Source organism: Pseudomaricurvus alkylphenolicus (assembly GCF_011683955.1).
In the GTDB taxonomy this organism is placed as follows: Bacteria; Pseudomonadota; Gammaproteobacteria; order Pseudomonadales; family Cellvibrionaceae; genus Pseudomaricurvus; species Pseudomaricurvus alkylphenolicus.
Map to the genome: position 1 here is coordinate 1 of NZ_JAAQPI010000001.1, position 25,433 is coordinate 25,433.

20 protein-coding genes and 1 riboswitch are annotated in these 25,433 nt (G+C 55.7%); of the genes, 1 reads left to right on the forward strand and 19 read right to left on the reverse strand.

Features of this window, described 5'->3' with window-relative positions; all coding sequences use genetic code 11:
- From HBA55_RS00005 to HBA55_RS00015, 3 genes are all read right to left on the reverse strand, one after another.
- A partial coding sequence (locus HBA55_RS00005) for an ACT domain-containing protein (RefSeq protein WP_476704288.1) occupies positions 1-211 on the reverse strand: 211 nt, incomplete at its 3' end.
- Positions 212-457: 246 nt separating this feature from the next.
- Positions 458-2,620 carry a xanthine dehydrogenase family protein molybdopterin-binding subunit gene (locus tag HBA55_RS00010; RefSeq protein WP_166985038.1) on the reverse strand — a complete coding sequence of 721 codons (2,163 nt, stop codon included), beginning with the start codon at positions 2,618-2,620 and terminating at the stop codon, positions 458-460.
- Between the two features lie 4 nt (positions 2,621-2,624).
- Positions 2,625-3,092 (reverse strand): (2Fe-2S)-binding protein, encoded by a 468-nt coding sequence (locus HBA55_RS00015; RefSeq protein WP_166985041.1) that lies wholly within the window; start codon positions 3,090-3,092, stop codon positions 2,625-2,627.
- Between the two features lie 190 nt (positions 3,093-3,282).
- On the opposite strand from HBA55_RS00015, the gene HBA55_RS00020 reads away from it, so the two are divergent.
- Positions 3,283-4,149, forward strand: coding sequence for an AraC family transcriptional regulator (locus tag HBA55_RS00020; RefSeq protein ID WP_166985045.1), 867 nt, complete (start codon positions 3,283-3,285; stop codon positions 4,147-4,149).
- Here the strand turns inward: HBA55_RS00020 and HBA55_RS00025 are convergent.
- The 16 genes from HBA55_RS00025 to cofC form a co-directional block, all read right to left on the reverse strand.
- Positions 4,146-4,727: a TetR/AcrR family transcriptional regulator gene (locus tag HBA55_RS00025; RefSeq protein WP_166985048.1), complete on the reverse strand. Its 582-nt coding sequence runs from the start codon at positions 4,725-4,727 to the stop codon at positions 4,146-4,148. The two genes, HBA55_RS00020 and HBA55_RS00025, sit on opposite strands and share 4 nt — an antisense overlap.
- Positions 4,728-4,783: 56 nt before the next feature.
- Positions 4,784-6,385, reverse strand: a complete 1,602-nt coding sequence (locus HBA55_RS00030) for a phytoene desaturase family protein (RefSeq protein ID WP_166985051.1) — start codon at positions 6,383-6,385, stop codon at positions 4,784-4,786.
- Between the two features lie 426 nt (positions 6,386-6,811).
- Positions 6,812-7,447, reverse strand: a complete 636-nt coding sequence (locus tag HBA55_RS00035) for a TetR/AcrR family transcriptional regulator (protein ID WP_166985054.1) — start codon at positions 7,445-7,447, stop codon at positions 6,812-6,814.
- A gap of 74 nt (positions 7,448-7,521) precedes the next feature.
- The gene (locus tag HBA55_RS37715) at positions 7,522-7,653 is read right to left on the reverse strand and encodes a hypothetical protein (RefSeq protein ID WP_277345499.1); all 132 of its coding nucleotides are present in this window, start codon (positions 7,651-7,653) and stop codon (positions 7,522-7,524) included.
- A 55-nt stretch (positions 7,654-7,708) separates the two neighbouring features.
- Positions 7,709-8,431, reverse strand: a complete 723-nt coding sequence (locus HBA55_RS00040) for a class I SAM-dependent methyltransferase (protein WP_166985057.1) — start codon at positions 8,429-8,431, stop codon at positions 7,709-7,711.
- Between the two features lie 149 nt (positions 8,432-8,580).
- Positions 8,581-8,901, reverse strand: a complete 321-nt coding sequence (locus HBA55_RS00045; protein ID WP_166985060.1) for a DUF2149 domain-containing protein — start codon at positions 8,899-8,901, stop codon at positions 8,581-8,583.
- On the reverse strand, positions 8,894-9,424 hold the full coding sequence (locus HBA55_RS00050) for a MotA/TolQ/ExbB proton channel family protein (protein WP_166985063.1): 531 nt from the start codon (positions 9,422-9,424) through the stop codon (positions 8,894-8,896). The genes HBA55_RS00045 and HBA55_RS00050 overlap by 8 nt, the downstream gene beginning before the upstream one ends.
- A gap of 19 nt (positions 9,425-9,443) precedes the next feature.
- Positions 9,444-13,871, reverse strand: coding sequence for a cobaltochelatase subunit CobN (locus HBA55_RS00055; protein ID WP_240945843.1), 4,428 nt, complete (start codon positions 13,869-13,871; stop codon positions 9,444-9,446).
- A 119-nt stretch (positions 13,872-13,990) separates the two neighbouring features.
- Positions 13,991-14,196, reverse strand: a riboswitch (cobalamin riboswitch).
- 58 nt (positions 14,197-14,254) lie between these two features.
- The gene (locus HBA55_RS00060) at positions 14,255-15,217 is read right to left on the reverse strand and encodes a DHH family phosphoesterase (protein ID WP_166985066.1); all 963 of its coding nucleotides are present in this window, start codon (positions 15,215-15,217) and stop codon (positions 14,255-14,257) included.
- Between the two features lie 67 nt (positions 15,218-15,284).
- The gene (cysN, locus tag HBA55_RS00065) at positions 15,285-16,730 is read right to left on the reverse strand and encodes a sulfate adenylyltransferase subunit CysN (protein WP_166985069.1); all 1,446 of its coding nucleotides are present in this window, start codon (positions 16,728-16,730) and stop codon (positions 15,285-15,287) included.
- Between the two features lie 92 nt (positions 16,731-16,822).
- Positions 16,823-17,731: a sulfate adenylyltransferase subunit CysD gene (gene cysD, locus HBA55_RS00070; protein ID WP_166985072.1), complete on the reverse strand. Its 909-nt coding sequence runs from the start codon at positions 17,729-17,731 to the stop codon at positions 16,823-16,825.
- A 45-nt stretch (positions 17,732-17,776) separates the two neighbouring features.
- Positions 17,777-19,486, reverse strand: coding sequence for a bifunctional sulfate adenylyltransferase/adenylylsulfate kinase (locus HBA55_RS00075; RefSeq protein ID WP_166985075.1), 1,710 nt, complete (start codon positions 19,484-19,486; stop codon positions 17,777-17,779).
- A 118-nt stretch (positions 19,487-19,604) separates the two neighbouring features.
- Entirely contained in the window at positions 19,605-21,344 is a 1,740-nt protein-coding gene (locus HBA55_RS00080) for an SLC13 family permease (protein WP_166985078.1), read from the reverse strand.
- Positions 21,345-21,401: 57 nt separating this feature from the next.
- Positions 21,402-22,328, reverse strand: coding sequence for a LysR family transcriptional regulator (locus HBA55_RS00085; protein WP_166985081.1), 927 nt, complete (start codon positions 22,326-22,328; stop codon positions 21,402-21,404).
- Positions 22,329-22,352: 24 nt separating this feature from the next.
- Positions 22,353-24,746, reverse strand: coding sequence for a 5-amino-6-(D-ribitylamino)uracil--L-tyrosine 4-hydroxyphenyl transferase CofH (gene cofH, locus HBA55_RS00090; protein ID WP_166985084.1), 2,394 nt, complete (start codon positions 24,744-24,746; stop codon positions 22,353-22,355).
- On the reverse strand, positions 24,743-25,408 hold the full coding sequence (gene cofC, locus HBA55_RS00095; protein ID WP_166985088.1) for a 2-phospho-L-lactate guanylyltransferase: 666 nt from the start codon (positions 25,406-25,408) through the stop codon (positions 24,743-24,745). Before cofC ends, cofH begins: the two co-directional genes overlap by 4 nt.
- Between the last annotated feature and the right edge of the window lie 25 nt (positions 25,409-25,433).

The window sequence follows — 25,433 nt, forward strand, 5'->3', positions numbered from 1 at the left end:
ACTCAACAATGGTGACCTTCATGTCGCGGTCATCAAACACAGTGCGGGAGAAGAAGGTGTTGGTCTGCTGGTCACTGTAGTGGGAAATCTCGGTAATAAACGCCCCCAGATCCTGCATTAAACCGGAGAACTGGCCCAGGATACCCAGACGTTCGGGGCACTTGAAAGTCAGGATATATTGGTCATGGACGGTTTTAGTGTTTGCAGTCATAGGAGCTCTACCTTTTAAAGCCAAATTGAATAAGACGCATGGATTAGGGCGTTTGTTCACGATGGGTATATTAAGTCACGCGGATCATATCTAAGTCAAGCGGATTATATAGCAGGAAGGCACAAGTTCAGTGCCGATCGGCACTTTTTGTCGCGGCAGCACGATGAAAGATGGATTGTTTGAGGAGAAGGGTGTTGAAAAAGACAGATGCCGGCAATAGCCGGCATCAAGGGAGAGGGGGATTGATCAGCTGACTTTAATGGGCAAACGGTGGAAACGCTGGCCGGTGGCATTGGCCAGGGCATTGGCCACCGCTGGGGCTATGGGCGGTGTGCCTGGCTCACCCACCCCGGTGGGCGGCTCTGCGGAGGCAACAATGTGAACCTCCACCTCAGGCATGTCGGTGATGCGGGCCACGCGGTAGTCGTGAAAGTTGGACTGCACGACCCGACCCTGATCAAGGGTGATCTCACTCATCAGAACGGGGGACAGACCAAAACCGATCCCCCCTTCCATCTGGGCGCGAATCACATCGGGGTTGATCGCGATGCCACAATCCACCGCGCATACCACCCGTTCGACTTTGAACTGGCCGTTCGGGCCCGTGGATACTTCAGCCACCTGCGCCACATAGGTGTTGAAAGACTTATGCACGGCGACACCCCGCCCCCAACCCTTGGGCAGGGGTTTGTCCCAGGCCGCCTTTTCTGCCGCCAGGTTCAGCACGCCGAGATGGCGGGGATGATCTTGCAGCAGACGGCGTCGATACTCGACCGGATCGATTTCCGCCATTTGCGCCAGTTGATCAAGAAACACTTCGGTGGAATAGCCCGTATGGGTGTGGCCGACGGAACGCCACCACTGTACCGGCAAACCCAGATCAACCCTGTGCATATCCACGTGCAGATTCGGAATCCGATACGGCAGTGTGCTGGCGCCCTCCACCATGGTCGGGTCGACCCCCTGCTGGATCATGCCTTCGAAGGGCGTACCGGCGACAATCGACTGCCCCACAATGGTTTGCTGCCAGGTCAGTGGCAGGCCCTGCTCATCCAGAGCGGCGCGGATCTTGTGCAGATAGGCGGGACGATAGTATCCGGCCCGCGTATCATCCTCCCGGCTCCAGACGAGCTTTACCGGCGTGCCCGGCATGGCCTTGGCGATACGCACCGCTTGCAGAATATAGTCCGAGTGCGGATTGGCGCGGCGGCCGAAACTGCCGCCGGCAAACAGGGTATTCACTTTGACCTGCTCCGGTTTGATCCCCAGCTCCCCGGCCACCGCGTATTGGTCGCCGGTATGCAACTGCGCGCCGTTCCAGATCTCGCAGCCATCCTTGCTGACCAGGGCGACGCAATTCATCGGCTCCATGGTGGCGTGGGCGAGAAACGGAAATTCAAAGCTGGCCTCCAGGGTTCTGGCGGCCCTCTTTATCGCCTTGTCGCTGTCGCCCTCGCTGCGAGCGACGACACCGGGCTGGTCAGCAGCGGCCTTGAAGCGGGCCATGACATCTGCCGAGCCCAGCTTGAACGCCTCGCTTTCGTCCCAGGTTATTTCAAGGCGGTCCCTGGCTTTTTTGGCACTCCAGTAATCCTGCGCTACCACAGCCACCGCATTGCCCAGGGAGATCACTTGTTCGACGCCGGGTAATGCCAGCGCCGGCTGATCATTGACCCGCGTGACCCTGCCCCCGAAGCGGGGAGGATGAGCGACCACGGCAACCTGCATTCCGGGCAGCTTTATGTCCTGGGTGTAGATGGCGCTGCCATCGGTCTTGCCACGATCCTTGCGCGACAGGTTTTGACCAATCAGCTCAAAGTCTTTGGGGGATTTCAAGGCCAGAGTCTCGGGGGCCGGCACTGGCTGAAGGGCCGCGGCCTCGGCCAGTTCACCAAAATCGGCCCGGCGGCCTGAGCCCCTGTGACTGACCACACCGCGATTGACGCTGAGGTCGGCCGTGTTGACGCCCCAGCGCGTCGCGGCGGCGGCCACCAGCATGGCCTTGCCGGTGGCACCCGCCTTGCGCAACTGCTCAAAAGAGTTGGCGATGGCCGTGCTGCCCCCGGTTCCCTGGGCCGGCCCCCAGAAAAGGTTGTTGTAGCGACGGGCGTCGGCGGGAGCGGCTTCGATGCGCACCTGGCTCCAGTCGGCATTCAGCTCTTCCGCCACCAGAGTGGCCAGGCCAGTGCTGACGCCCTGCCCCATTTCCAGGTGTTTGATGATCACAATAACCTGATTGTCAGGGGTGATGTGCAGGAAGGCGTTAAATTCGTAACTGTCCTGCTTTTCAGCAGTGGCGGCGGATTCAGTCTTGGTGCTGGCCGGCAGGGATACAGCCAGGCCCAGACCGGCACCCAGACCGGCGCTCAGTTTCAGGAAGTTGCGGCGATTGGTATCAGTGACAGACATAAACTCAGGCTCCTTGCACCAGTTGGGTGGCGGCATCCTTGATGGCGGCGCGAATCCTTACATAGGTGGCACAACGGCAGATATTGCCCCCCATGGCGGCGTCGATATCGGCGTCACTGGGATTCGGGTTGCTTGTCAGCAAGGCCGTGGCGGACATGATCTGGCCGGACTGGCAGTAGCCGCACTGCGCCACTTCCCGCTCGATCCAGGCCTGCTGCACCGCCCTGGCCGCCTTGCTGGCGGCGCCTTCGATGGTGGTAATGTTGCTGCCCTCGGCGACGGACACGGGGGTCACACAGGAGCGGATCGGCTGGCCATTGAGATGTACGGTGCAGGCACCGCACTGGGCCATGCCACAGCCGAATTTGGTGCCGGTAAGATCCAGCTCGTCACGCAACACCCACAGCAGCGGTGTATCTGGACTGCTGTCGACGCTTTTTTCCACCTCGTTGACACGAATTGTGATCGGCATATGGCTGTACTTCCTATTGAGCTGTTGATGGAATGATGGGGGTGTGCACTATGACATCTGTCTGCACGGCGGGATTATCCAAATCCTGTTTTGTATTTGCCTAAAACTCCGGGAACCGGTTTTTGTGTGGAGTCAGCTGCCATAATCCTGAGATAATCCTGGCAAATCCGGTGCAATCAGGAATCCGACTATGAACGGCGAGCTATCCCAAGCCCTTGCCTCTCACTGCCAGGTTGACGGCATGCAACGCACACCGCTCGAAGGCCTGACGATCAATCATTCCTCATTTAACAAGCCTCGCACGTCGGGCGTCCTGCAACCGGCCATCTGCGTCATTGGCCAGGCGCGCAAGCAGGTTTTTTATGGCGACAGCGTCTACACCTACGATCCGGATCACTACCTCATCAACTCCCTGACCATGCCGATCGAATGGGAAATGCGCAATGTCACCGCCACTGAGCCCTTTCTGGGGTTCAGCCTGGACATCGACCGCACCCTGGTCAGCCAATTGATGCTGGAGATGGATGGCCAGTTCAACAGCCCGCACACCCAGCCGGTGTCGGGCATCGCCAGTGCCTGTGCCTTGACTGCGCCGTTACGCAACGCCATCTTGCGGCTGCTGCAGCTGCTCGACAATCCCATGGATGTCGCCATTCTCGGGCCGGGCCTGAAGCGGGAGATTTTCTATGAGGTCTTAAAGGGCCCCCACGGCAACCTGCTGCGCAACTGCGTGCGCAACGACTCCGGTGCAAACCGCATTACGCCGGTGGTGCACTTTATCGAAGAGAACTTTCACCGCGCCCTGGAAGTCACCGAGATCGCGGACGTGGCGGGCATGAGCAGTTCCTCCCTGCACGAGCATTTCAAGCAGGTTACCGGTCTGTCGCCCATCCAGTTTGTCAAAAGTATCCGCCTGCACCGAGCCCGCGAGCTGCTGTTGGGCGGTCGCCAGGCCAGCGACGCGGCCTACGCCGTGGGCTACAACAGCCCGTCCCAGTTCAGCCGCGAATTCAAGCGCTTTTTCGGCGATTCACCCAGGGATGTGCAGGCGGGTTAGTCGGCGAGAATACCGGTGAGCACCATCTGCATGGCCTTCTCGTACTGGGACCAGGCCTTGTCGTCACCCATCTGGATCGAGTTCGACAGATACAGCGACGCCATGCCGGTGGTTTGAGCCAACAGCGTGATAGCGCAGTCGTAGACGTCGCCTCGCTTGAAATAGCCGGCGTCCATACATTCTCTAACCCGGTCCATCAAAAAACGAAATGGCGGTGCGGATTCTTTTTCGATCACTGCCGGGATTCCGGGACTGTCCAGGGGGTTGGTGGCCAGGAAGATCAGGCCAAAGTAATTTCTCTGCTCCCTGGCGAATTCAAAATAACCCCGCACGCAACGGTGGAAACGCTGCTCTGGACTGTCCTCCTGCAATGACGGATACAGATACTCGCCAAAGGTCACAAAGGACTGCTTTAACAGGGCACACTGGAGTTCATCCTTGTTTTCAAAATGGCGGTATAGCGCCATGGGGGTAATGCCTATGACCGAGGCAATCTTGCGCATGCTGATGCCCTTGGCCCCCTGCTCCAGATAGAGCTGGCTGGCAACCGCCAGTATTTGCTCCCGCGATGTTCTCAAAGCCTGCCCCCGTTAAATTTCAGGGCGCCATGCTACCACAACCACGCCCTGGCGGCTCAGTCGGATTGGCGACGCGCGACCTCAGCCATGACATTCTCACCCAACACCCGCGATGCCGTCATCACACCGGCCATCAGCGCACTGATGACCCCATCGGTGGTGATATCCTGTCCGGTCAGAAACAGGTTTTCAATCGGTGTGTCCGCACGCAGCCATTGCTGCTGGAATCGCTGCGGTGAGGCTTCAATCCCCATAAAGTTGCCGCTTTTGCGGCGCAGAAAATGCTGGTAACTGACCGGTGTTGATACTTCGAAATAGTCCACATAGGGTTCGATCTGGGGCGCGTATTTATACAGCTCCGCAAACATTCGTTTGGCAATGTCGGCCTTTAGCGACTCATAGGCCTGACCGCGTTTTTGCCAGGGTGTATTGGCCCAGGATTCGAAATGGGCAAAATCAGTGGCGGCAAACATCTCGATGGTGGCCTTACCCGGAAAGCGTTCAGGCCAACTGCTGTCTTTTGCCGATGGAAAAGTGATAAACGACCAGGGAAACGGCGCCTCGAAATCGTTTTTGTGAGCCTCGATATTGCCATCCAGATCCGCTCCGGGGTGCGCCCAGATGTTGCCGCCGGAAAGTCCCAGGCTCGCGGCGTCGGCCTTCAGCCCAATATTGAGACCCACCGCGCAGTAGGCGTCGTTTACCTGCTGCAATTGCTGTTCACACTGAGTCTTGACGGGCAGGTCATCGGGCAGGAGATCACCAAAAGTATTCTGCACGCCGGCATTGCTGATAACGCAGGTAGCCATGACTTTCTCACCACTGCTAAGTCGCACGCCGCGGGCACAGTCAGATTCAACCAGTACCTGTGACACTGCTGCCCCGTAGACCACATCCCCGCCTTTGGCTTCAATCACTGGAACAATGGCTTTCGCCAGCGACGCTGCGCCACCCGTCGGGTAATAAGCGCTTCGATAATAGTGACGCACCAGCATGGCGTGCATGGCAAAGGCGCTGCGTTTGGGAGGCAGGCTGTAGTCTCCGTAATTGCCGCAGATCACCGCAATCAGTTCTTGGTTGTCGGTTAACTCCGACAGCACGTCGTAGGTTGTCCGCTCGGAGAACTTCAGGAACTCGCCACTTAACGCCTGATAATTCTGGCGACCAAGTTCCCGGGGCATGGCCTTTTCCGCGAAAAAGTTGCGCGATGAGGCCACCGCCGCAGCCAGCAGCTCCATGTAACGGTCAATGGCCTGATGCTCTTCGGGAAACCACTGTTTCAACTCGCGAGCGTAAGCGCCCTCACCCTGGCTGAAGGGGTATTCGCGATCACCGATAAAGATCCGGTTGTAGACTTCGGGCATGGGTTCCCACTGCAGGCTCGAATCCGAGACATAGTCGAACAACTTGCTGGTCATGGTGACGGGGCTGTGCAGGTCACCGATGTAGTGCAGGCCGATGTTCCACTCGTAGCCCTTTCTGGCGTAGGCGTGGGTGCAGCCGCCAATGACATTGTGCTGCTCCAGCAGCAGTACCCGGCGGCCCTTTTGGGACAGCACCGAGGCCACACTCAGGCCTCCCATGCCGGAGCCGATCACGATGGCGTCGTAGTGCTCCTGCAGCCTGGCGGATTTAAGGTGTGTACCTACATAGGTCATGGTGTCCTCCTCATTTAAGAGCATCCGATCACTGACTCAAATGTTTACGCATGTATACTTATATTCGGCTAATATTATATTGAAATATCATTTCTGTAAATAATTAGTTTACAACCGTAAACTTTGAATTGTTACAGTTTGATAAATCGAGTTATCACTAAATCTGGGATTTGAGGAGTTGAAAAGAAGCGGCGTATCTGGCTGATTTATTGTCGCCCAACAAAGAAACCAACCAAGAGAATACGCCACTATGGACAAGAGTTGAGTTGTTGAACCAGCAGCCTGGGACGCTGTAACCCTGCTCTGTGACCAGAGCAACTGCCTCTTCTTTGAACTCTTGTGTATAAATGAACCCGTAATGTTTGAGATGAATCATCTCTCAATAAGGTGTCCAGTGTTATTAGAACACTACACCCTACACCGGATTCAGCCCGCCGGAGCCTTAAGGCCGGCAACATTGTAGTCAAGGTAGATGCCTCCGAGCTTGTCCAGCCCGCAATTCACGTCACCCATATAGGAATTACTGAGGTTCTTGTGGTCTGCCAAACCCTGGATAATGCTGGTCACGCAGAAATTCCAGCGCTGACGCACCATTTTGGGTGGGACATCGGGCAGGGCCACGGTCAACAACCGGGTAAAGCGCTTCATGGCCTTGTTGGCAAAGCGCCGCAGGATATCCTGGATCTCCGCCCCCCCTTCCATCTCCATACGGGCGATAAAGCGAATGGCGTTGTAGCCCCACTCCTCTTCCTTCAACAGTTTGAGATAGGGAGCCAGAAAGGCATTGACGATATCACGTACCTTGGGTTTCTTTTGGGATTCCACCAGTTCGAATGACGCCTCACGGGCCTCTTCAAACCAGTCCTGGAAAAAGGCGATCACCGCTTCCACCAGGCCAATTTTGCTGCCAAAGTGGTAGTGCAGCGCCGAATTGTTCTTGGCACCGGCCTCTCGATTGATCATACGCAGAGACACAGCATCGATACCCTGTTCGGCAAATAGCTTGAGGGCCGCAAGTATCAGGCGCTGCTTGCTGAGTTCCGAGGGGCTTGGGGAAGGCATATCAGGCTCCGATTAAGTCATATGATTCAATTTGGAACCCGCAACCATATCCCCAATCTGTTCATTTGGCAACATCAGGAGTTATTGGACATATACCACTCCACATGTTTTTCCGGCAGAGGCAATGGCATCCCGCCGCTGCCCATTTCGTAGGAGAGATTGGCCGCATAATTGGCCCAGCCCTCGGTAAAGGCGGCATAGAGCAACTCTTTCTGATTCTTGAGTTTTTCTCAGTTCCCTCTGGGAAAGAAATGATGGAAGTTATCCCTTATAGGCCAGATAGACCGTATTGGATGATTCTCCGCCCATGTACGGGTTCGGAAAAGTTACGATATGCGACTCCGTCCGCTCGAATACCTGGCTGAGCAGGAGGTCAAACGCTGGATCCGGAGCATCGTTGGACCAAAGCCCGAATACGCCTCCGGAGAGGAGTTTGTCGGCCAGTTTATCGAGCTTTTCTTTGGTGTAAAAGGTGCTGTTGTCCGGGTTGAGCCAATGGCTCGGCGAGTGGTCTATATCCAACAATACCGCATGAACCTGCTGGCTATTACTGGTTCCATCGAAACCCAATTGCGGCGAGGTGGCCACCTCAAAAAAGTCGGCGCGTACCAGCCGGCAGCGAGGGTCGGAAGTCAGCTGTTCTCCCAGTGGTACCAGGCCTCGGCGGTGCCAATCGATGACCGGCTGCATAATATCCACAACCGTGAGTGATCGGACAGACGGGTTTTCCAGAGCCGCGGCCGCGGTATAGCCCAGCCCCAGACCTCCGACAACCACATCCAATTCTTCCCCCGCCAAATGGGCCAGGCCAAGCTTTGAGAGCTGAACTTCCGCTTCAGTAAACAAGCTGGACATCAGAAACTCATCGTTGAGTTTCACTTCGTAAAGGATTTTTCCTCCGAGGCGGAGGTCGGAGCGCCGCCGTAGGCTGATGTCCCCCAAAGGGGTTTCCTCATGGTCCAGCTCTTCAAACAGTAACGACATGCATACCACCCACACATTTTAGAGCTACAATAGCATTAATCATTGCTGACTCACAGCCACCGGGTCCGTGCTATTGCAAGTCGATGGTGGTCCTGGTAAGCGACGGCAAACTAAACCCCAGAAATGGAACTCTCCATAAATAGCGCACGCTATTCACCGATCAAAATCAATTTGCCAGTCGCCGGGTCGCGGTAGACCTGCCCTACCGGCTGGTAACCCTGGCCGCCCGCCGAGCCCGCTCCCGGCAATTGCGGCAGTTCTCGACCGCGCTCGACCACCTGAGATTGCGGCGCCCCCTGCTGGGAAGAATCTTCAGGCTGAAAATGCTGCTGCAGCTGTTCACTCATGGCAATCAGTGCCGCTATCAGACCACAGGCAAACACCAGCATCAGATCCAACAAGTTGGCGAGCGGCCCGAGAGGGTCATCATCGCTCTGGGCAAAGCGCCCCTGCTGCCAGCGACTAGGCATCCGTCAGCTCCCTTACGGTCTCTGTTTTAACAACACTGTTCTCAACCGCTTTGACAAATTCTCGGGTTTTGTCAGTTATGGACTGCTGCGTTTCCATCGCCGTTAACAAGTCGTCGTACCAGCGGCGGCGCAAACGTCCCATCACAAAACCCAGAATACCCACCAGCAATCCCAATACGGTGGTATCGAAGGCCACGCTCATGGCGGTGGTTAACACACTTAACTCCCCATCACCCAGGGCAGATAACCCCGGCCCCAGGGGAATCAGGGTGCCCATTAAACCCAACATGGGAGCAATGCGGGTAAAAAAGTCGCTGCGTTCTATCCGCTTGGTGGCCTGTTTTTCCACCCAGGCGATATTTCCCGTAGCGTGCCATCGTTTTAGCCCACGCAAGCGTTCGCCTGCCAGCGTCCCTATATCCATTACGGCAAGGGCCGTCAGAATCAATAGTGACCAGATAACGGGCTGCAGCAGGTAGCTGACCAACAGGTGCAGCAATCCCAAGGTTGAAGAAGTAAACATAACGTTGTCCTCTAAAATGTCACGATTGAGACACTGCGACTGGTACCCTTGAACCTCGGTACCAACCAATACCCACCAACAGTAGCCCCAATAACAGCAACCAGTAATAATCAAAGGCCAGTGCCTCAGTCGAGCTGGATTGATCCGATTGGGTTTGTGTCTGACTCGGTTGCTGCGATGAACTCTGCGAGTCCGAGCTCGGCTGCTTTGCGGCATCTTGCAGTGAAATTTCGGCAACCACTGAGGGCGCTGCCTCCACGCTGGCGTCCACCTTAGTTGCGCTCAGCAGCTGTTGCAGTTGCTGATACTGCGCGGCCGAAACGTAGCTTTGCAACCAATCAAACAGCGGATGATCGGGACTGGTGTGCCCACTACCCGGCAAACCGTTGGCCAGCACCAAGTCGGTAAACTGCTGGGCCAGTTGCTCCAGGGTTTGCTGCTCCGCTTGCCAAAATTCTTTTTGCGCGGCCACCAACATCACGGCGAGCATATTGCTTTTTACATGAACGTTATGGTCCTGCTCCAAAAACCGGTCCAGACCCAGCTCCAACTTGTCATCGATATAGACCGCCTTCACTTCATCCCAGACCCAGCTTTTAATCACCGCCGGGTTGGTCACCTGCCAGCCCCACAGATATTCCAGAAACTCGCTACCCATAGTGCGGGCGCCGGCATAACCTTCATCCATCAACGGGCTTAACCATTGAGGGTTGAGAAAACGGCCACGCAGCTCCGACAGCAATGCGACCTGTAGCGGTTCCATCGACAGGTTTTCGCTGTCGGGGTGAAACAGAATAAAACTCTCAGGCGCGTCGCCTTTCACCGTTTCCACCGCCAGACTCAAACCGCCCAGGTAATCAAATGCATCGTTGTTATCCAACAGGCCGTAAAGGTTACTGGAGCGGCCCATATAGGTGTTACTGACGTTGGCCAGGCGTTGGCGAAATGTGTCCAGCGCCGGTTCTCCATGCAGATTGGCGCCGTAGGCGTGACCCATACGACGTAAATACACTTGAGCAACCTCGGCGCGGTCCTGCCAGCTGCCGGAGCGCTCCACCATGCGGTTAACACCAGCGCCATAGGTACCCGGGGCGTCGCCAAAAATGCGATAGGTGGCCTGTCGTCCAGCCTGCTCTGCGCCCAGGCCCTGGCGCAGGGCTAACCTCGCATCTTCCACCCAACGGGCGGCGACAAGATTGATGGCAAGGGATTCTTTGCCTGACGAACGCTGACTGCCCAGCGGGGTCAGGGCATTGTTCAGGGCAAGAGTCAGCGCCGGGTACTGTTCAACAATGAGATCTGCAGATGCGTCCAGAGCCATTAACACGGCCCGTTCCAACCAAACCAGATGAGCGCCATAGAGATCACGGAATAAGCCGGAGGTGGTAAAGACGGTATCGTGACGCTGTCGGGGTTGACCGAACTCCGTCATGGCGCCCACGTCCAACCGTTTTAGCCCGGTGACAATGCCGCGGCTACTCCACTCGGGTTGTACCCCCAACATATCGAAACCAAACGCAATCATCGCGCCCTCGTCGCGCACGACATCCGAGGCCCACAGGACCACGGCGTCGCTGTCTTTACCCTGATCATCAGCCCTGTTGTCACTGGTGTTGGTACGTGCTTTTTGCGCCAGCTCCACACCGACCTGATAACCCAGGCGTGACGGAATCAGACTGCCATCCAATGCAAAAAAGTTGCGGCCGGTGGGCAGAGCTTCCGGCGTGCGAATCGGGTCGTTGCCTTTGCCCGGGGCAATGTATCGACCGTTCAAACCATTGAGCAGGGCCTGTGCTTCTGCCGCCGGTGAGTCCGCCAGTTTTTGGCGCCAACCACGGGCGACTGATTCTGGCTCATCGGTCCGATCCTGGAGCATGGAGCCGAGCAGGGTGTCCACGGCTTCCGGCGTCCAGTCGCGGCCAAACACGTGTAAACCCAAGGGCATAAAGTCCTCTTGCAGATGCGTCAGGTAGTGGCCCACTTCGTGAACCAGCAGCTCGTCATCCACTTGATCAAATTCAGTAATACCCCGCACCTCCAGCTCGCCGGACATACTGGCCACCAGTTCGTCACGCAGCTTCAGTTCTTCCACCAACGCTTTGATCGCCACGATAGCCCGATCACGCATGGCGCCAGCCGCCTCGGGGGCAGCTTCATAACTCTCCACCAACTGCCGCAATTCCAGCAAACGATCATAGAGTTGGGTGCTCTCCAGGGGCGGTGTCAGGTGATCGACCATGACCGCCAATCCGCGCCGTTTGGCCTGAATACCCTCACCCACACCATCAACGATATAGGGATATACACTGGGCAGGTCGTCCAGTAATGCGAGAGGATAATCCTCTTGGCTCATACCCACCCGGTGGCGGGGCAAAAACTCGTAGGTGGAGTGGCGCCCCAAATGCACCACGGCATCTGCGCCAAAGCCATTGCGAATCCACTGGTAAAACGCCAGGTATTGGTGCGGTGGCGGGAACGACAGATTGGCGTGCAGCAGTTCTTCGTTCAGCTCCCATCCGCGCGGCGGCTGTGGCCCCACAAACACCTTGCCAAATTGCAGCCCCGGAATCAGCAGGCGATTGTCGTGCACCATCACCTTGCCCGGGGCTTTGCCCCAGCCACGCAATCCCTCTACACCCGTGTCGGCGATGGCTTGCACCAACTGCCCTGCGCGTTCCCAGTCCACCTTGCTGTTGCCAACGGTATCCGGCGATGGGTTGTAGGTGGATTTCAGTTGCTGCAGCAATCGCTCAACCCGCTCCCGGGCCGGATGGTCGGCGCCATCAATGGCGTGGTGCAGGTCTTCCACCACCCGTCGCAGCAGGCGCTCGCCAATGTCGCGATCCTCCAGGGTCACTGCACGTTGCAGCGCATTGTGCAAATACCCCAGCGGTCCATTTTCCATTTCCTGCTGTAGCGTGACCGGCAGTTGTTCAAACCAATGTTGATACTGATCAGCCTCCACAGTGGACACCTTTTTCGCCATGGCCGCCAGAGCCTGACGATCCTCAGGCAAATTCACACCACGCTCCTGCAATAGATCCAACAGCGCCTGCTGCGATTCGGGCAGCTCACCGGTGTCGTATCCGGCCGCCTTCAGTTGCTGCAGAATCTGAAATAACGACTCGGGTACATTGAGATTGTCGGCGCCGATATTGTGGCGACCGGGCGGATGGTTGTAGTAGACAATCGCCACTCGCTTATCGCGATTGGCTTTTTGCTGCAGAGTCAGCCAACGGTCTAACCGGCGGGCCAACTGAGATACTTGACTCTCAATAGGTTGAGACCGGCTCAGCTCAACACCGGTGAGTTTATCCAGGCTTGGCACCGTCATCGCCGCAGCGACCATGGGCTCAGCCACTCCTTGCAACTCCGGCATGGCGACCCGGTAGTGCACGCTGTCCCAGCGCAACCCTTCTTCCGACAACAACCACTCGTCAGCGCTGCTGTCGGTAAGGCGCAGGGCTTTTAGCACCGGCACATTTAATTGCGCCAGGTGTTTATTGACAGACTCGCGCCCTTCCCCGCCCCCCATCACAAAGTTCTGCACCGACACCACTGCGCCCAATTGATCTTTATGGGTGAGCAACCATTGCACGGCCTTTACGGTCGCCGGCCCCCACTTGGCCAGCACCCACAGGCAGCCGTGACCCGCACCTTCTATGCGACTGCACAGCTGTTGCAGCAGCTCGCGCTCACCGGGGCGGTCGCCAGTCTCATAGTCCAGCAATGCCACCCAGCGTTTATCGGCAGCCAGTGTCAGGTTTTCAGGGGATACCGGTTTGCCCTGGTGAAAAATCCGCAGGGAGGGCCGCAATTGGGGGTCGGGCACCGAAGTCGCTGCGCCCGCAAGTGTCATCAGATGTCGAAACAAGCCGTCCATATTGGTGCTGTCGCGATCGGCCCAGAAGGTTTTCGCCAATAGCCAGGGGCGATACCGTGCAAAATTTGCCAGCTGTTGGCTGGCCCAATCCATAGGGTTAATATGACGGTCTGCGGGAGGCTCCGCCATCAGGGCATCAATATCAGCGCCGACCAGCAGAGGATTACGCTGTACATGTGAGTAACGCACCAGACGACGGTCACTGTGCACGGCAACAAAAGAAGGGATCGAATTGGGCTGGTGGTTAACAAACCGGTTTAACCACTCAGCAGTTTCACCGAAGACCCCACCGGCAAACACCAGATCTGCCTCGGCCAGCAGTTTGTGTCGGTCTGCCTCCGACAAATGGATAAACTGATCGGTGGTACGCAATAGAATACGGTGATCGCTATGTGCCTGCAGGAATCGATGGGCACCACTCAACACATCTGGCGCATTGCGCGGCGATACCACCGCCACCACGGTGGCAGCTTGCAGATTGAAGGCAATCAGCAGCCACGCACCCAGACACAACATGGTCGACACCCCGCCGGTGCGGGCGAGTCCACAAAAGGAGGAAACCATAACAGAGCCCCGATATCCGTTCAGATTCGGGGTAAACAGAGCAGCAAAATCCGCAAAGAGGAGGCAATGTGGAGAAACCAACGGCCCGGATATCGCCTTCAGGTCACCCCGCCTGAATCAATACTAATCACGCTCAGGCCGGTCTCCGGGCTTAGGACTGGTTTGCGCCTTCCCATCGATGGTTTGAGCCAAACCGACAGTGGCTGTTGCAAAAACACCCGTGCAATTGATGCGCGAATGCGTCCATTACCGTTGCGGGGGCAGCGCAGGATTGTTCACCTGCTTCCCGATTATCCACATGGGCACCTGAAATTCGGGGCGAATGCTAGCACACTAAAGAGGGAATTGCCTAATTGCGCTCAAGACTCAGAATACACGGCCATTCAGCCGCCGTACTGCTTCTCCAGGGCATCAATCAACTGGGGCAGCATATCCGCCGGCAGGTCGTTAATACCCGCTGCCGCTGCGCGCCCACCACCGGTGGGGAATTGTCGACACAAATCCACAGCGCCGGTCTTATTGTTGATCGGCGCCCGTACGCTCACCAGGTAGTTACCATTGGACTTTTCGGTCAACACGGCGTGTGCCCGGTCGGGGTTGCGATTGGCAAGGTCATTGCTGTAAACACCACTGACCCTGCGAGCCCACTTTTCATTGGGCAGAATAAAGGCCGCACTGTTGTCGGTGCTGGCATGGGGTTGGGTATCGGCAGCGGCCGCCATATCCTCCAGGTAGCCTTGCTCCAGTTTCTGGAAGTCCGGGTTTCCATCCCGGATAAAGTCCAACGGGTTCTTATAAGGCAAGAGTTTTTGATAGAGGTCGGCCGGCTTAAAGTGCAGATCTTCCAGGTCTGAGCCGTAGCCGTTGTAATTGATATAGATGCCGAGGTTTTCCAACGCCTGGAGGTCCTCAGCCGAGAGTTGCAGACCTGCGGCCAGCGCTTCAGCGCTCTTTTTCAGATTGTCTCCAAAAGCCCCGACAACTGCCCAACCCAGAAACTCGCCCTTAAGATGTTTGTTGACGAGAATACTGGTACAGGTATCGGGGGCTTCGTTGATCAGAGCGGTAAGATTGCCTGAATCCGGGATCTCACCGGGAAAGTGATGATCGGCATAAAATACCGAGGCACCCGCTTCGAGAATACGCCCCAGATCCTGGCTGTTCTTGTCCATGGAAATATCCAACACCGTCACACTGTCTCCAGGACCGGCCTCTACGCGTTTTAGCAGGGAGATATCGCGCTTGACCCCGGTGACCAGCTGGGCATCACTTGGTTCGCTGTTGCGCAGCTGAATCAGGGCACAGATTCCGTCGGCATCGCCATTAAAAACATCGTAGTCGGCCATGAAAGTTTCCTTAAAACAATAATAGGTTAACGCTGTTGAAGCTTCTCAATACCAAACTGATTGCTGCTTACAGACCCTTGAGGGTTTTGAGTATCGCAATCAGCTGACCGTCATTGAACTGATCCAACTGACCAATGGTCGCCTCCAGCTTTTCGCGCACTTCACTCTTGAGCTCTGCTGAAGAAGCACCGGTATCCAGCCCGGCCACATCCAGATCGTCAATGATCATGCCCGCACCCACGGTACCGTTGGTGATCCGGTCGATAATAATAAAGGCACCGGAGATACGATTCTCTTTGTAGCGATCAAAGATCACCGGCAGATCAAAACTCAGGTCACAGACAGCAATCTCGTTGAGTTCCAGCTGCTCTGCAGCACTGGTCTCCAGAGTGTTGACGTCGATTTTGTGCTCAATGGCGACAACATTACCCACGGCTTTTTTACTGACAAACTTAATCGCATACTGCTTGTTCAGCTTCAGCGGCGCCTCTGCCATCCAGATCACGTGAGCCTTGACACCCTGGCTGATGCAGGGAAGATCCCCCTTCTTCACCAGCATATCACCGCGACTAACGTCAATTTCGTCTTCAAGTGTCAAGGTGACAGCTTCGGCGGCTCCGGCTGATTCCAACTCCCCATCGAAGGTGGAAATGGATTTGACGCGGCTGGATTTACCGGACGGCAGGGACACCACTTCATCACCTGGCTTGACTGAACCGGAGGCAATGGTACCGGCAAAACCGCGGAAATCCAGGTTGGGACGAATCACGTACTGAACCGGCAGACGGAAATTTTCCATATTGCGATCAGCGGCAATCTCGATGGTTTCCAGGGTGCTCATCAGAGTCTCCCCCGTGTACCAGGGAGTATGCTCCGACGGGTTGACGACATTGTCGCCACGCAGCGCGGAGATGGGTGCAAAGCGAATATCGGGAATATCCAGCTGAGCGGCGAAGTCCTTATATTCCGCTACGATTTCGTTGTAGCGTTCTTCGCTGTAGTCCACCAGATCCATCTTGTTGATGGCAACCACCACGTGCTTGATGCCGAGCAGTGAGACAATAAAGCTGTGGCGTTTGGTCTGCGTCATAATGCCGTGACGGGCATCAACCATAACAATGGCAAGGTCACAGTTGGAAGCGCCGGTGGCCATATTGCGGGTGTACTGCTCATGCCCCGGTGTGTCAGCGATAATAAACTTGCGCTTGTCCGTGGTGAAGTAGCGGTAGGCCACGTCAATAGTAATGCCCTGCTCGCGCTCACTCTGCAGGCCATCCACCAGCAACGCCAGGTCAAACTCTTCGTCGGTGGTGTTGAATTTCTTGGAATCATTTTTGATCGCCGACAGGTGATCTTCAAAGATCATTTTGGAGTCGTGCAGCAGCCGACCGATGAGGGTACTCTTGCCGTCGTCGACACTGCCGCAAGTCAAAAACCGAAGCAGTTCTTTGTTTTCGTGTTGTTCCAGATAACTGAGGATATCGTTCTCAACGAGTGCGCTGGATTCAATCATGATCGTCTCTTTTCTTTTGTCGGACCGCCGGGTGATTGGCGGTCTTGGTCAAATTTGTAAGGTGGTTACGGTTCGTTGTCGAAAAAGCGGTTTTAGAAGTAACCTTCCATTTTCTTCTTCTCCATGGAACCGGCGGAATCGCTGTCGATCACGCGGCCCTGGCGCTCGGAGGTTTTGGTCAGGAGCATTTCCTGAATAATTTCCGGCAGGGTCGCGGCATCCGATTCCACGGCACCGGTGAGCGGATAGCAGCCCAAGGTGCGGAAACGAACTTTCTTCATCTGGGGCTTTTCGCCCTCTTCCAGTGGCATGCGGTCGTCATCCACCATGATCTGAACACCGTCGCGCTCGACCACTGGACGCTCCTTGGCGAAGTAGAGATCGGGAATTTCGATACTTTCCTTGAAGATATACTGCCAGATATCCAGCTCGGTCCAGTTGGACAGCGGGAATACACGAATACTCTCGCCGGGATCGACGCTGCTGTTGTAGATGTTCCACAGCTCGGGACGCTGGTTTTTGGGGTCCCAGCGGTGGTTCTTGTCGCGGAAGGAGTAGACCCGCTCCTTGGCACGGGATTTTTCCTCGTCGCGACGGGCACCACCGAAGGCGGCATCAAACTTGTAGTGATCCAGGGCCTGCTTCAGAGCCTGAGTCTTCATCACATCGGTATGCTTAGCCGATCCGTGGGAGAAAGGACCAATACCCATCGCCACCCCATCCTGGTTGATGTGGGTGAGCAGATCGAAACCATAGTCTTTGGCCATGCGATCACGAAATTCAATCATCTCGCGGAACTTCCAGGTGGTATCCACGTGCAGCAGCGGAAATGGAATTTTGCCGGGATGGAATGCCTTGCGGGCCAGGTGCAGCAGTACCGAAGAGTCCTTACCAACCGAGTAGAGCATCACTGGGTTATCGAACTCGGCGGCCACTTCCCGGAAGATCTGGATACTTTCAGCTTCCAACAGTTTTAGGTGAGTAAGAGTTTTTGCATCCATTATCTTAACCTGCATTTTTCGAAGTTAGTGTGTAGTTTCTAGGGCTCAGTCAATCAGGCCCAGTTCACGAAGACGGCTGACAACCTGATCCACCGCATCGGTCATGGAATACTGTGAGGTGTCGATGCTCATTTCCGGGTTTTCGGGCACCTCGTAGGGATCGTCGATACCGGTAAAGCCCTTGATCTTGCCCGCACGGGCCATGGCGTAGAGCCCCTTGCGATCTCGGCTTTCGCACACCTCAATGGGTGTGGCCACATGGATTTCAACGAATACGCCTACGGCTTCAATCATGTCGCGCACAATACGGCGTGTGCGGGTATAGGGGGCGATAGGAGCGCAGACAGCGATACCGCCGTTCTTGCTGATCTCGCTGGCGACATAACCAATCCGCTGGATATTCAGATCCCGATGCTCTTTGGAGAAGGTCAGTTCACTGGAGAGGTTTTTGCGCACAACGTCACCGTCCAGCAGTGAAATGTTGCGCCCACCCAGTTCCCGTAGTTTCACCATCACGCCATTGGCGAGCGTGGATTTTCCCGACCCGGACAATCCGGTAAAGAACAGAGTAAAACCCTGCTTTGCCCTCGGTGGTAAGGTTCTGTTCAACTCCTGCACCACTTCCGGAAACGCAAACCAATCGGGGACTTCCTCACCCTTGACCAGTTTTTGCTTGAGTTCGCCGCCGGAAATATACAGTCCCGCCTCCCCGGACAGGAGTTCATGCTCCTCAACAAATTCGCTGCGCTGCTCTACGTAGCGTAGAAATGGCGCTTTCAGTACCTGAATATTCAGTTCGCTCTGAAAGGAGGAAACCAATTCCTGCGCTTCCAGCGCGTCATAAAACATTCCACCGCGATTATTGCGACCCGGACCGGCGTGATCACGGCCGACAATAAAATGAGTAAAGCCGTAGTTTTGGCGAATAATCGCCTGCCACAGCGCCTCGCGCGGTCCGGCAAAACGCATGGCCAGAGGAAGAATACTGATATCGATACTGCCTTCGGGAAAGTGGGGCAGGATCTTTTCGTAACAGCGCACCCGGCAGAAGTGATCAATATCACCGGTTTTGGTTTTGCCCACCGCGGTATGAATCACCAAATTGGCTTGATGCCTGGCCATCAATCGCTTCATCATGATGACATGAGCCTTGTGGATCGGGTTGCGAGTCTGAAATGCGATGACGTTGTTCCAGCCGTTGCTGTGGAAGGTCTCCCGCAACTGCTGGGGCGATTTGCGATAACGCTCGAAATCGTAGTGCAGCGGCGGTGTTACACCTACCAGGGTTCCGCCCAGATAGACCGGATTACTCTGATTAAGCAGGTACTGCACACCCGGGTGGGCATCGTCGGTCGTACCGAAAATCTGGCGGGCTTCGAGTTCACGATCGGGGGTCCAGAGATCGGTCACGGTCAAATTCGCGATCACCACACCCTCAGGATCTCTCAGAGTGATTTCATCACCAATGCTGGTTTCATCGGCAAATTCCCGGGTCACGTCCAGATTAATGGGCATCGGCCAGAGGGTGCCGTCAGACAAGCGCATGCCGTCCACGACAGCGTTGTAATCCTCTTCCGAAAGATAACCGGCCAGCGGTGAATAGGCGCCGTTGAGCAGCAGCTCTATATCGAGCATCTGCTTGTCGCTCAGGTCCCAGGAGCGGTTGCTCTTGGCTTTTTCCTTCTCGTTGTCCAGGGCTCGGCCCTCAACGTAGAGATTGACAAGGGTGCCGCCGTGAGCGTTGCAATGGTCCATAGATTGGTATCCTTCAAAGGTGCCCATAAAAACAACTCCAGTATAGGGGTCGACGTTGTTCAGAAAAATCTCAAACTTCAGGACTCATGCATCGAAAAAACAGGATCATGGAGATCCATTACAGATCGTAATGCTGATAAATCATGGTAATCGCCACCACCGCATACACCAGCAGCACAGGCAGACCGAACTTGAGGTAGTCACCAATGCGATAGTTACCGGCGCTGTATACCATCAGATTGGTCTGGTAGCCGTAGGGGGAGAGAAAACTGGCGCTGGCTCCAAAGGCCACGGCCATGACAAACGGCAGGTATTGGTCGCCCCACTGCGAGGACACCGCCAATGCCAATGGAAACATAATGGCGGCGGCCGCATTGTTGGTCACCAACTCGGTCAACAACCAGGTCAGCAGGAACACGCCTATCAACGCCCCCAGCGGGGGCAGCCCTGAGAGATGCTGCCCGGCAAAGGCTCCGATAGCGTCGCTGAGCCCGGTATCAAACATGGCTTGTGCCAGCCCCAGTGCGCCGGCAATGACCACCAACAGCTCAAACGGGAAACGCGCCTTGATATCTTCCAGAGTCAACAGTCGGGTAAACAACAGCACCCCGATCATCACGATCAAGCCTTTGATCAGAGGAATAAACCCCATGGCGCCAAGTGCAACGATCACGGCAAATCCACCCAGAATCATGGATTCTTCCGTGCGTTTCAGCAGTCGATTGGACTCGATACCACCAACCAGAATAAACTCACCGGTCGCTTCGTTACGCTTGGTGAAGTTCGGGCCGGCGGCCAGCACCAGCGAGTCTCCGGCTTTTAAGCGCAAGCCACCAAGGCCCCCTTGAAGGCGCTCGCTGCCGCGTTTGACGGCCACCACAGCGGCGTCGAATTTGGAGCGAAAGTCGACTTCCTTGATCGAGCGCCCGACGACACCGGCCGTGGGCGAAACAATCACCTCGACCAGATTTTCCCTGACACTGTCGTCAAAATGCTCCGGTGTCGCGAGGCCGGAAAATTCATCCAACAGATCGATATTTGAAACATCGCCTGAAAATACCAGGATGTCATCACGCTGCAGACAAACCTGCGGGCTGACCGGTCCGATCACCCGGTGCTGGCGCAGAATTTCCACCAGGAAGATTTTTTCCAGACTTCGCAGCCCGTTATCCTGCACGGAACGGCCAATCATGGGCGAATCCACCTGAACCTGGCGTTCGAGAAAATACTCCTGATTGGCAGCCGCCTCTGAAGCCTGACGTTGAGGCAAGGAGCGTGGGGCCAGTATCACAATCACTACCAGACAACAGGCCAATACCGGTAGACCAATGGCACTGAACTCGAAAAAGCCCAGCGAAGGATAACCCGCCTGTTGCACAAAACCGTTGACGATCAGATTGGTGGAGGTACCAATCAGGGTGACCGTTCCCCCCAGAATGGATGCATAGGACAAGGGCAACAGCAGTCTTGAGGGAGCCACTTTTTGTTGTCGCTTGATCGGCCCCAGGGTTGCCGCGACCACCGCCGTATTGTTGACGAAGGCGGAAATGGCGGCACTGAACACACCCAGCTTGAGTGTGCGCCCCCACTGGGAACCCTCGACGATTGCACGAATGCTACGCCTGACCAGAGTGGTACGCTCCAGGGGCAGCGAGACAAAATACAGTAAAATAAGAACCAGCAGTGAGGAATTGGTGTAGCCCTGGAGCACATTTTCCAGGGATTGCACACCAGAGAGATACAGCAGGCAACCTGAACCCAGGAACACTTTCCAGGGTCTCAGTTGGGTAAACAGCAGTAATCCCACGATCGCGATTAAATTTAACGCAACCAGCCAGGCACCAAATTCGTTAATCATATTCCAACAGGTGTCAATTGCGGTGGTTACTATCCGTGAAATCTCGGAAGAATAAAATCAATGTTTGCCGGACAACTTGTCCTGTTTTTCCGGATCATGGCCATCGGCGTCTTTGTTACACAGCGCGACCCAGCGTTCCACCGCCTGAGTTGGGGCGGTGTGCTTGTGAGTAACAATGTAAAAGTGCCGATTCATCGGGCGCCGCTTTAGCGGCAGTGCCAGCAGGGTGCCCTGCTCTATTTCATCGGCAATAGCCAGTTCCGACAGACACCCCACCCCCAGGCCGGCTTTTACCGCATTCTTGATCGCCTCGTTTTGGGGCAGCTGCAAGCGAATATCCAGATCCACCAGCAGGCCATGCATGGCTTCGTCAAATGTTTTTCGATGGGCGGTTCCAGGCTCTCGGACAATCCAGTGACAGGCGAGAATGTCACGATCATTGAGGCTGTTTTTCTTGGCAAACGGGTGATCCGGTCGGCAAAAGGCGACCATATTGTCCTCGCGCCAAAGTGTTTGGGAGAGATCGTTGTGGTGCATCTCGGCTTCAATCAAGCCCACATCCACTTCGAAGTTGAGAACTTTGTCAATGATTTGCGGTGAGCTCGCAGCAGTAATCTCGACCTCAGCCATCGGGTGTTGCTGCATGTAACTGGCGAGATAACCCGCTGCCAGATAATTGGCAATGGTCAGGCTGGCGCCCACTTTGAGATGCCCAAGCTCCTCATGTTGCTTGAGTTCACTGTCAAACTCGCGGGCGTGGGCCATCAGCCGTTCGGCCTTGGACCTGATGGTAGCGCCCTTACTGTTCAGGCGCAGGCGTTTGGCCGAGCGGTCGAACAGTTGCATATCGTAGCGGTGTTCGAACTCCTGCAAAGCGGCGCTGGTGGCGGACTGGGACATGGACAATTGTTCAGCAGCCTTACTGATACTCTGCTCCTTGGCGACAGCCAGGAAGACTTCCAGATGCCTCAGGGTATATTTCATGGAATGGGAACCTCCGGCCATCACTTAAAACGACAAACACTGCGTGATCGAAGTATGAATGATTTCAGCCAATTCTTCAGGTGGCCGGTTCACTGCAGCCTGGTTCACTGCAGTCTGGTTCACTGCAAGGGGCTGATAAAGTGTGTTACGTTGCTGAACAGAGCGCCCCGCTTCCGCAGCCAATGCCCTGATTTCTCCAGCTTGCATTTCCTGGCCGTGACTGGCGCCCGCAGCCCGGGAGATAGACTCATTCATCAAGGTGCCTCCAAGATCATTGACCCCGGCTTTCAATATTGCCCTCACACCGGAGCGCCCCAACTTTACCCAGGATGTTTGAATATTGCCGATCTGACCATGCAATACCAAGCGCGCGACGGCGTGCATCAGCACTGTCTCCCGAAAAGTCGGCCCTTTACGAGATCTGCCCCTGGTGTATAGAGGCGATTCGGTGGCAACGAACGGCAGGGGAACAAATTCCGTAAAGCCACCGGTCTTGGCTTGCAGATCGCGGATACGAATCAGATGCCGCGCCCAGTGGTACAGTTTGTCCACATGGCCGAACATAATGGTTGCCGTGGTTTTGAGCCCGGTGTTGTGCGCCGCTTCAATGACCTCCAGCCATTGAGACGTATTGATCTTGTCGGGGCAGATAATATCGCGGACCTCATCATCCAGAATCTCGGCGGCGGTACCCGGCAGACTGCCGAGACCGGCTCGCTTCAGCTGATCCAGAAACTGCGCGACACTGATGTTAAGCGTTTGTGCCCCCTGCCATACCTCCAGCGGAGAAAAGGCGTGCACGTGCATATCGGGCGTGCTGGTTTTGATGGTCGCCAGAATATCGAGATAGGTTTGCCCCGTGTAACGAGGATGAATTCCCCCTTGCATGCAGACTTCGGTGGCACCCCCTTGCCGGGCTTCCAGGGCCCGCCGGGCAATCTCCTGAGAAGGCAGATCGTAGGCCGGATCGCCGGAATTCTGGCGACCCTTGCTTTTGGAGAAAGCGCAAAAGCGGCAATTGAAGTAACACACATTGGTGTAATTGATATTGCGATTCACCACGTAGGTCACCGCGTCACCCTTAACCTCCTGGCGCAGACCGTCGGCCTGTTGGCAAACAAAGCTGAACTCCGGCCCCCGGGCCTGAAACAGTCTCACAATATCCGCTTCTGTCAGCGCACTTCCGGATTTGGCGCGCCCGACGACTTCACGCAGGCGATCATCGACGTCGTCAGCCTGAACCTCTGTCTCTATGCGCTGTAATTCAGAGTCGGGAACCTCACTGCAATCGCCACACACCCAATGGTCGGTACGAGCGTAACCTTCCGTGTCCGCCATCGACATAACGGTCGCTCGCACATTGGGATCGAGCCACTTTTGCCCTTCCGCCACATAGTCCGGATAGACCGTTAAACGTTGCTGCAAGAACTTACCGGCAAAGGCCGTTTCCCGTTGCAATTGGTCAAGGTGTGGCCAGGGGGCTTCGGGATTGACAAAGTCGGGGGTGACCGGAGATACCCCGCCCCAATCGTTAAGGCCTGAATTGATCAATTGCGGCAATACTCCCGGGCTCAGATTCGGGGGCGCCTGTATGCTCATCTGTGGACCGAATATCAGCCGGGCAACGGCTATGGTCCACAATAATTCGTTGAAGTCAGGCTCCGGCGCCATCGCCATTCTGGTGCCCGGCTTGGCGCGAAAGTTCTGAACGATGATCTCTTGCAGATGACCGTACTGTTGGTGCAGATCCCGCAACTGCAACAGAGACTCGATGCGCTCCCGGCGGGTTTCTCCGATCCCGATCAAGATACCGGAGGTAAACGGAATCTCCAACTCTCCGGCCAGTCGCAGGGTCTCTAAGCGGCGCGACGGATCTTTATCCGGTGAACCGTAGTGGGGCATACCCTTTTCACAAAGACGCGACGATGCCGATTCCAACATTAATCCCATCGAAGCTGAGACGGACCTGAGCTTCAACATCTCCTCACGGGACATGCAACCGGCATTAATGTGTGGAAGCAATCCGGTGTCTCGCAGCACCCGATCCGCCACATGGCCGAGATAATCCAGAGTGGAGTCAAATCCCATGGCAGATAAAGCGTTCGCCGCCGCCTTATAGCGCAGCTCGGGACGCTCTCCCAAAGTAAACAGGACTTCTTTACAACCCTGTTCTTTCGCCGTTTGCACCGTCGCCAGCACCTGTTCGAGCGACATGAAAGCTGAAGTAACCCTGGTCGGCGTTTGAGCGAAGGTACAATAGTGACAGACATCGCGACACAATTGCGTTAACGGAATAAACACCTTACGGGAATAGGTCACCAGATTCCGAAAGCCCTGATCTCTCAAGCCACGGGCCTGACGCATCAGCCTGGGGGTATCCGTTTCGCTGGCCAACGCCAGTGCTTCCTCCCGCATCATGACGCCACCTCAAAACCGCACTGACGTAAGAAAGCGCGGCTGTTGGGAGCAACCCGATTGCCACTGGCGGAGGCGAGAATTTTCAGATCTTCTGGTATATCAATGTCGCACCTCAGTCCTTCGAGTTGGGTCTCCTGCACGCTGCAGGAGCGTTGGTCTGCCTGTTGTACATGTGACCGGAAGCTCATGGCCCCAAAATCAAATCGTGGAATATCGGTAACCGGGAACAACAGCGCATTGGTTCCGGTTCCATGGCGATCCGGAGCAATTACCCAAGTTGGAGCGCGGGAGGCATGGTAAGCCAGTGATAACGCTTCTATGTCTACGGCACTGAGCATGGGTAAGTCTCCGTGAAGAACCATAAGGGGTTCTTTCGCCTTTGGGGATAGGGATTCGGTCGCTTTCTGCAAAACAGCATTCAGTCCGGAGGCCTGAAGCTCGGATTCCAACAGCAGCTCCGTATCGAATTCAGTGGCCAGCTGTCGGGCGAATGAATCGTCGGAAACCAATACCACTCTGTTTACAGTATTGTGATCGGCGACGACATTGAGTACATCGCGCAACATGGCTTTGGCGAGGCCCATTCGATCCGCAGGCTGTAGAACATGGCGCAGTCGCTGTTTGGCCAGTTTCAGCGTTTTAATCGGAACAATGATCTGCACAGCTCGCCCGAATCCGTACCCGTGG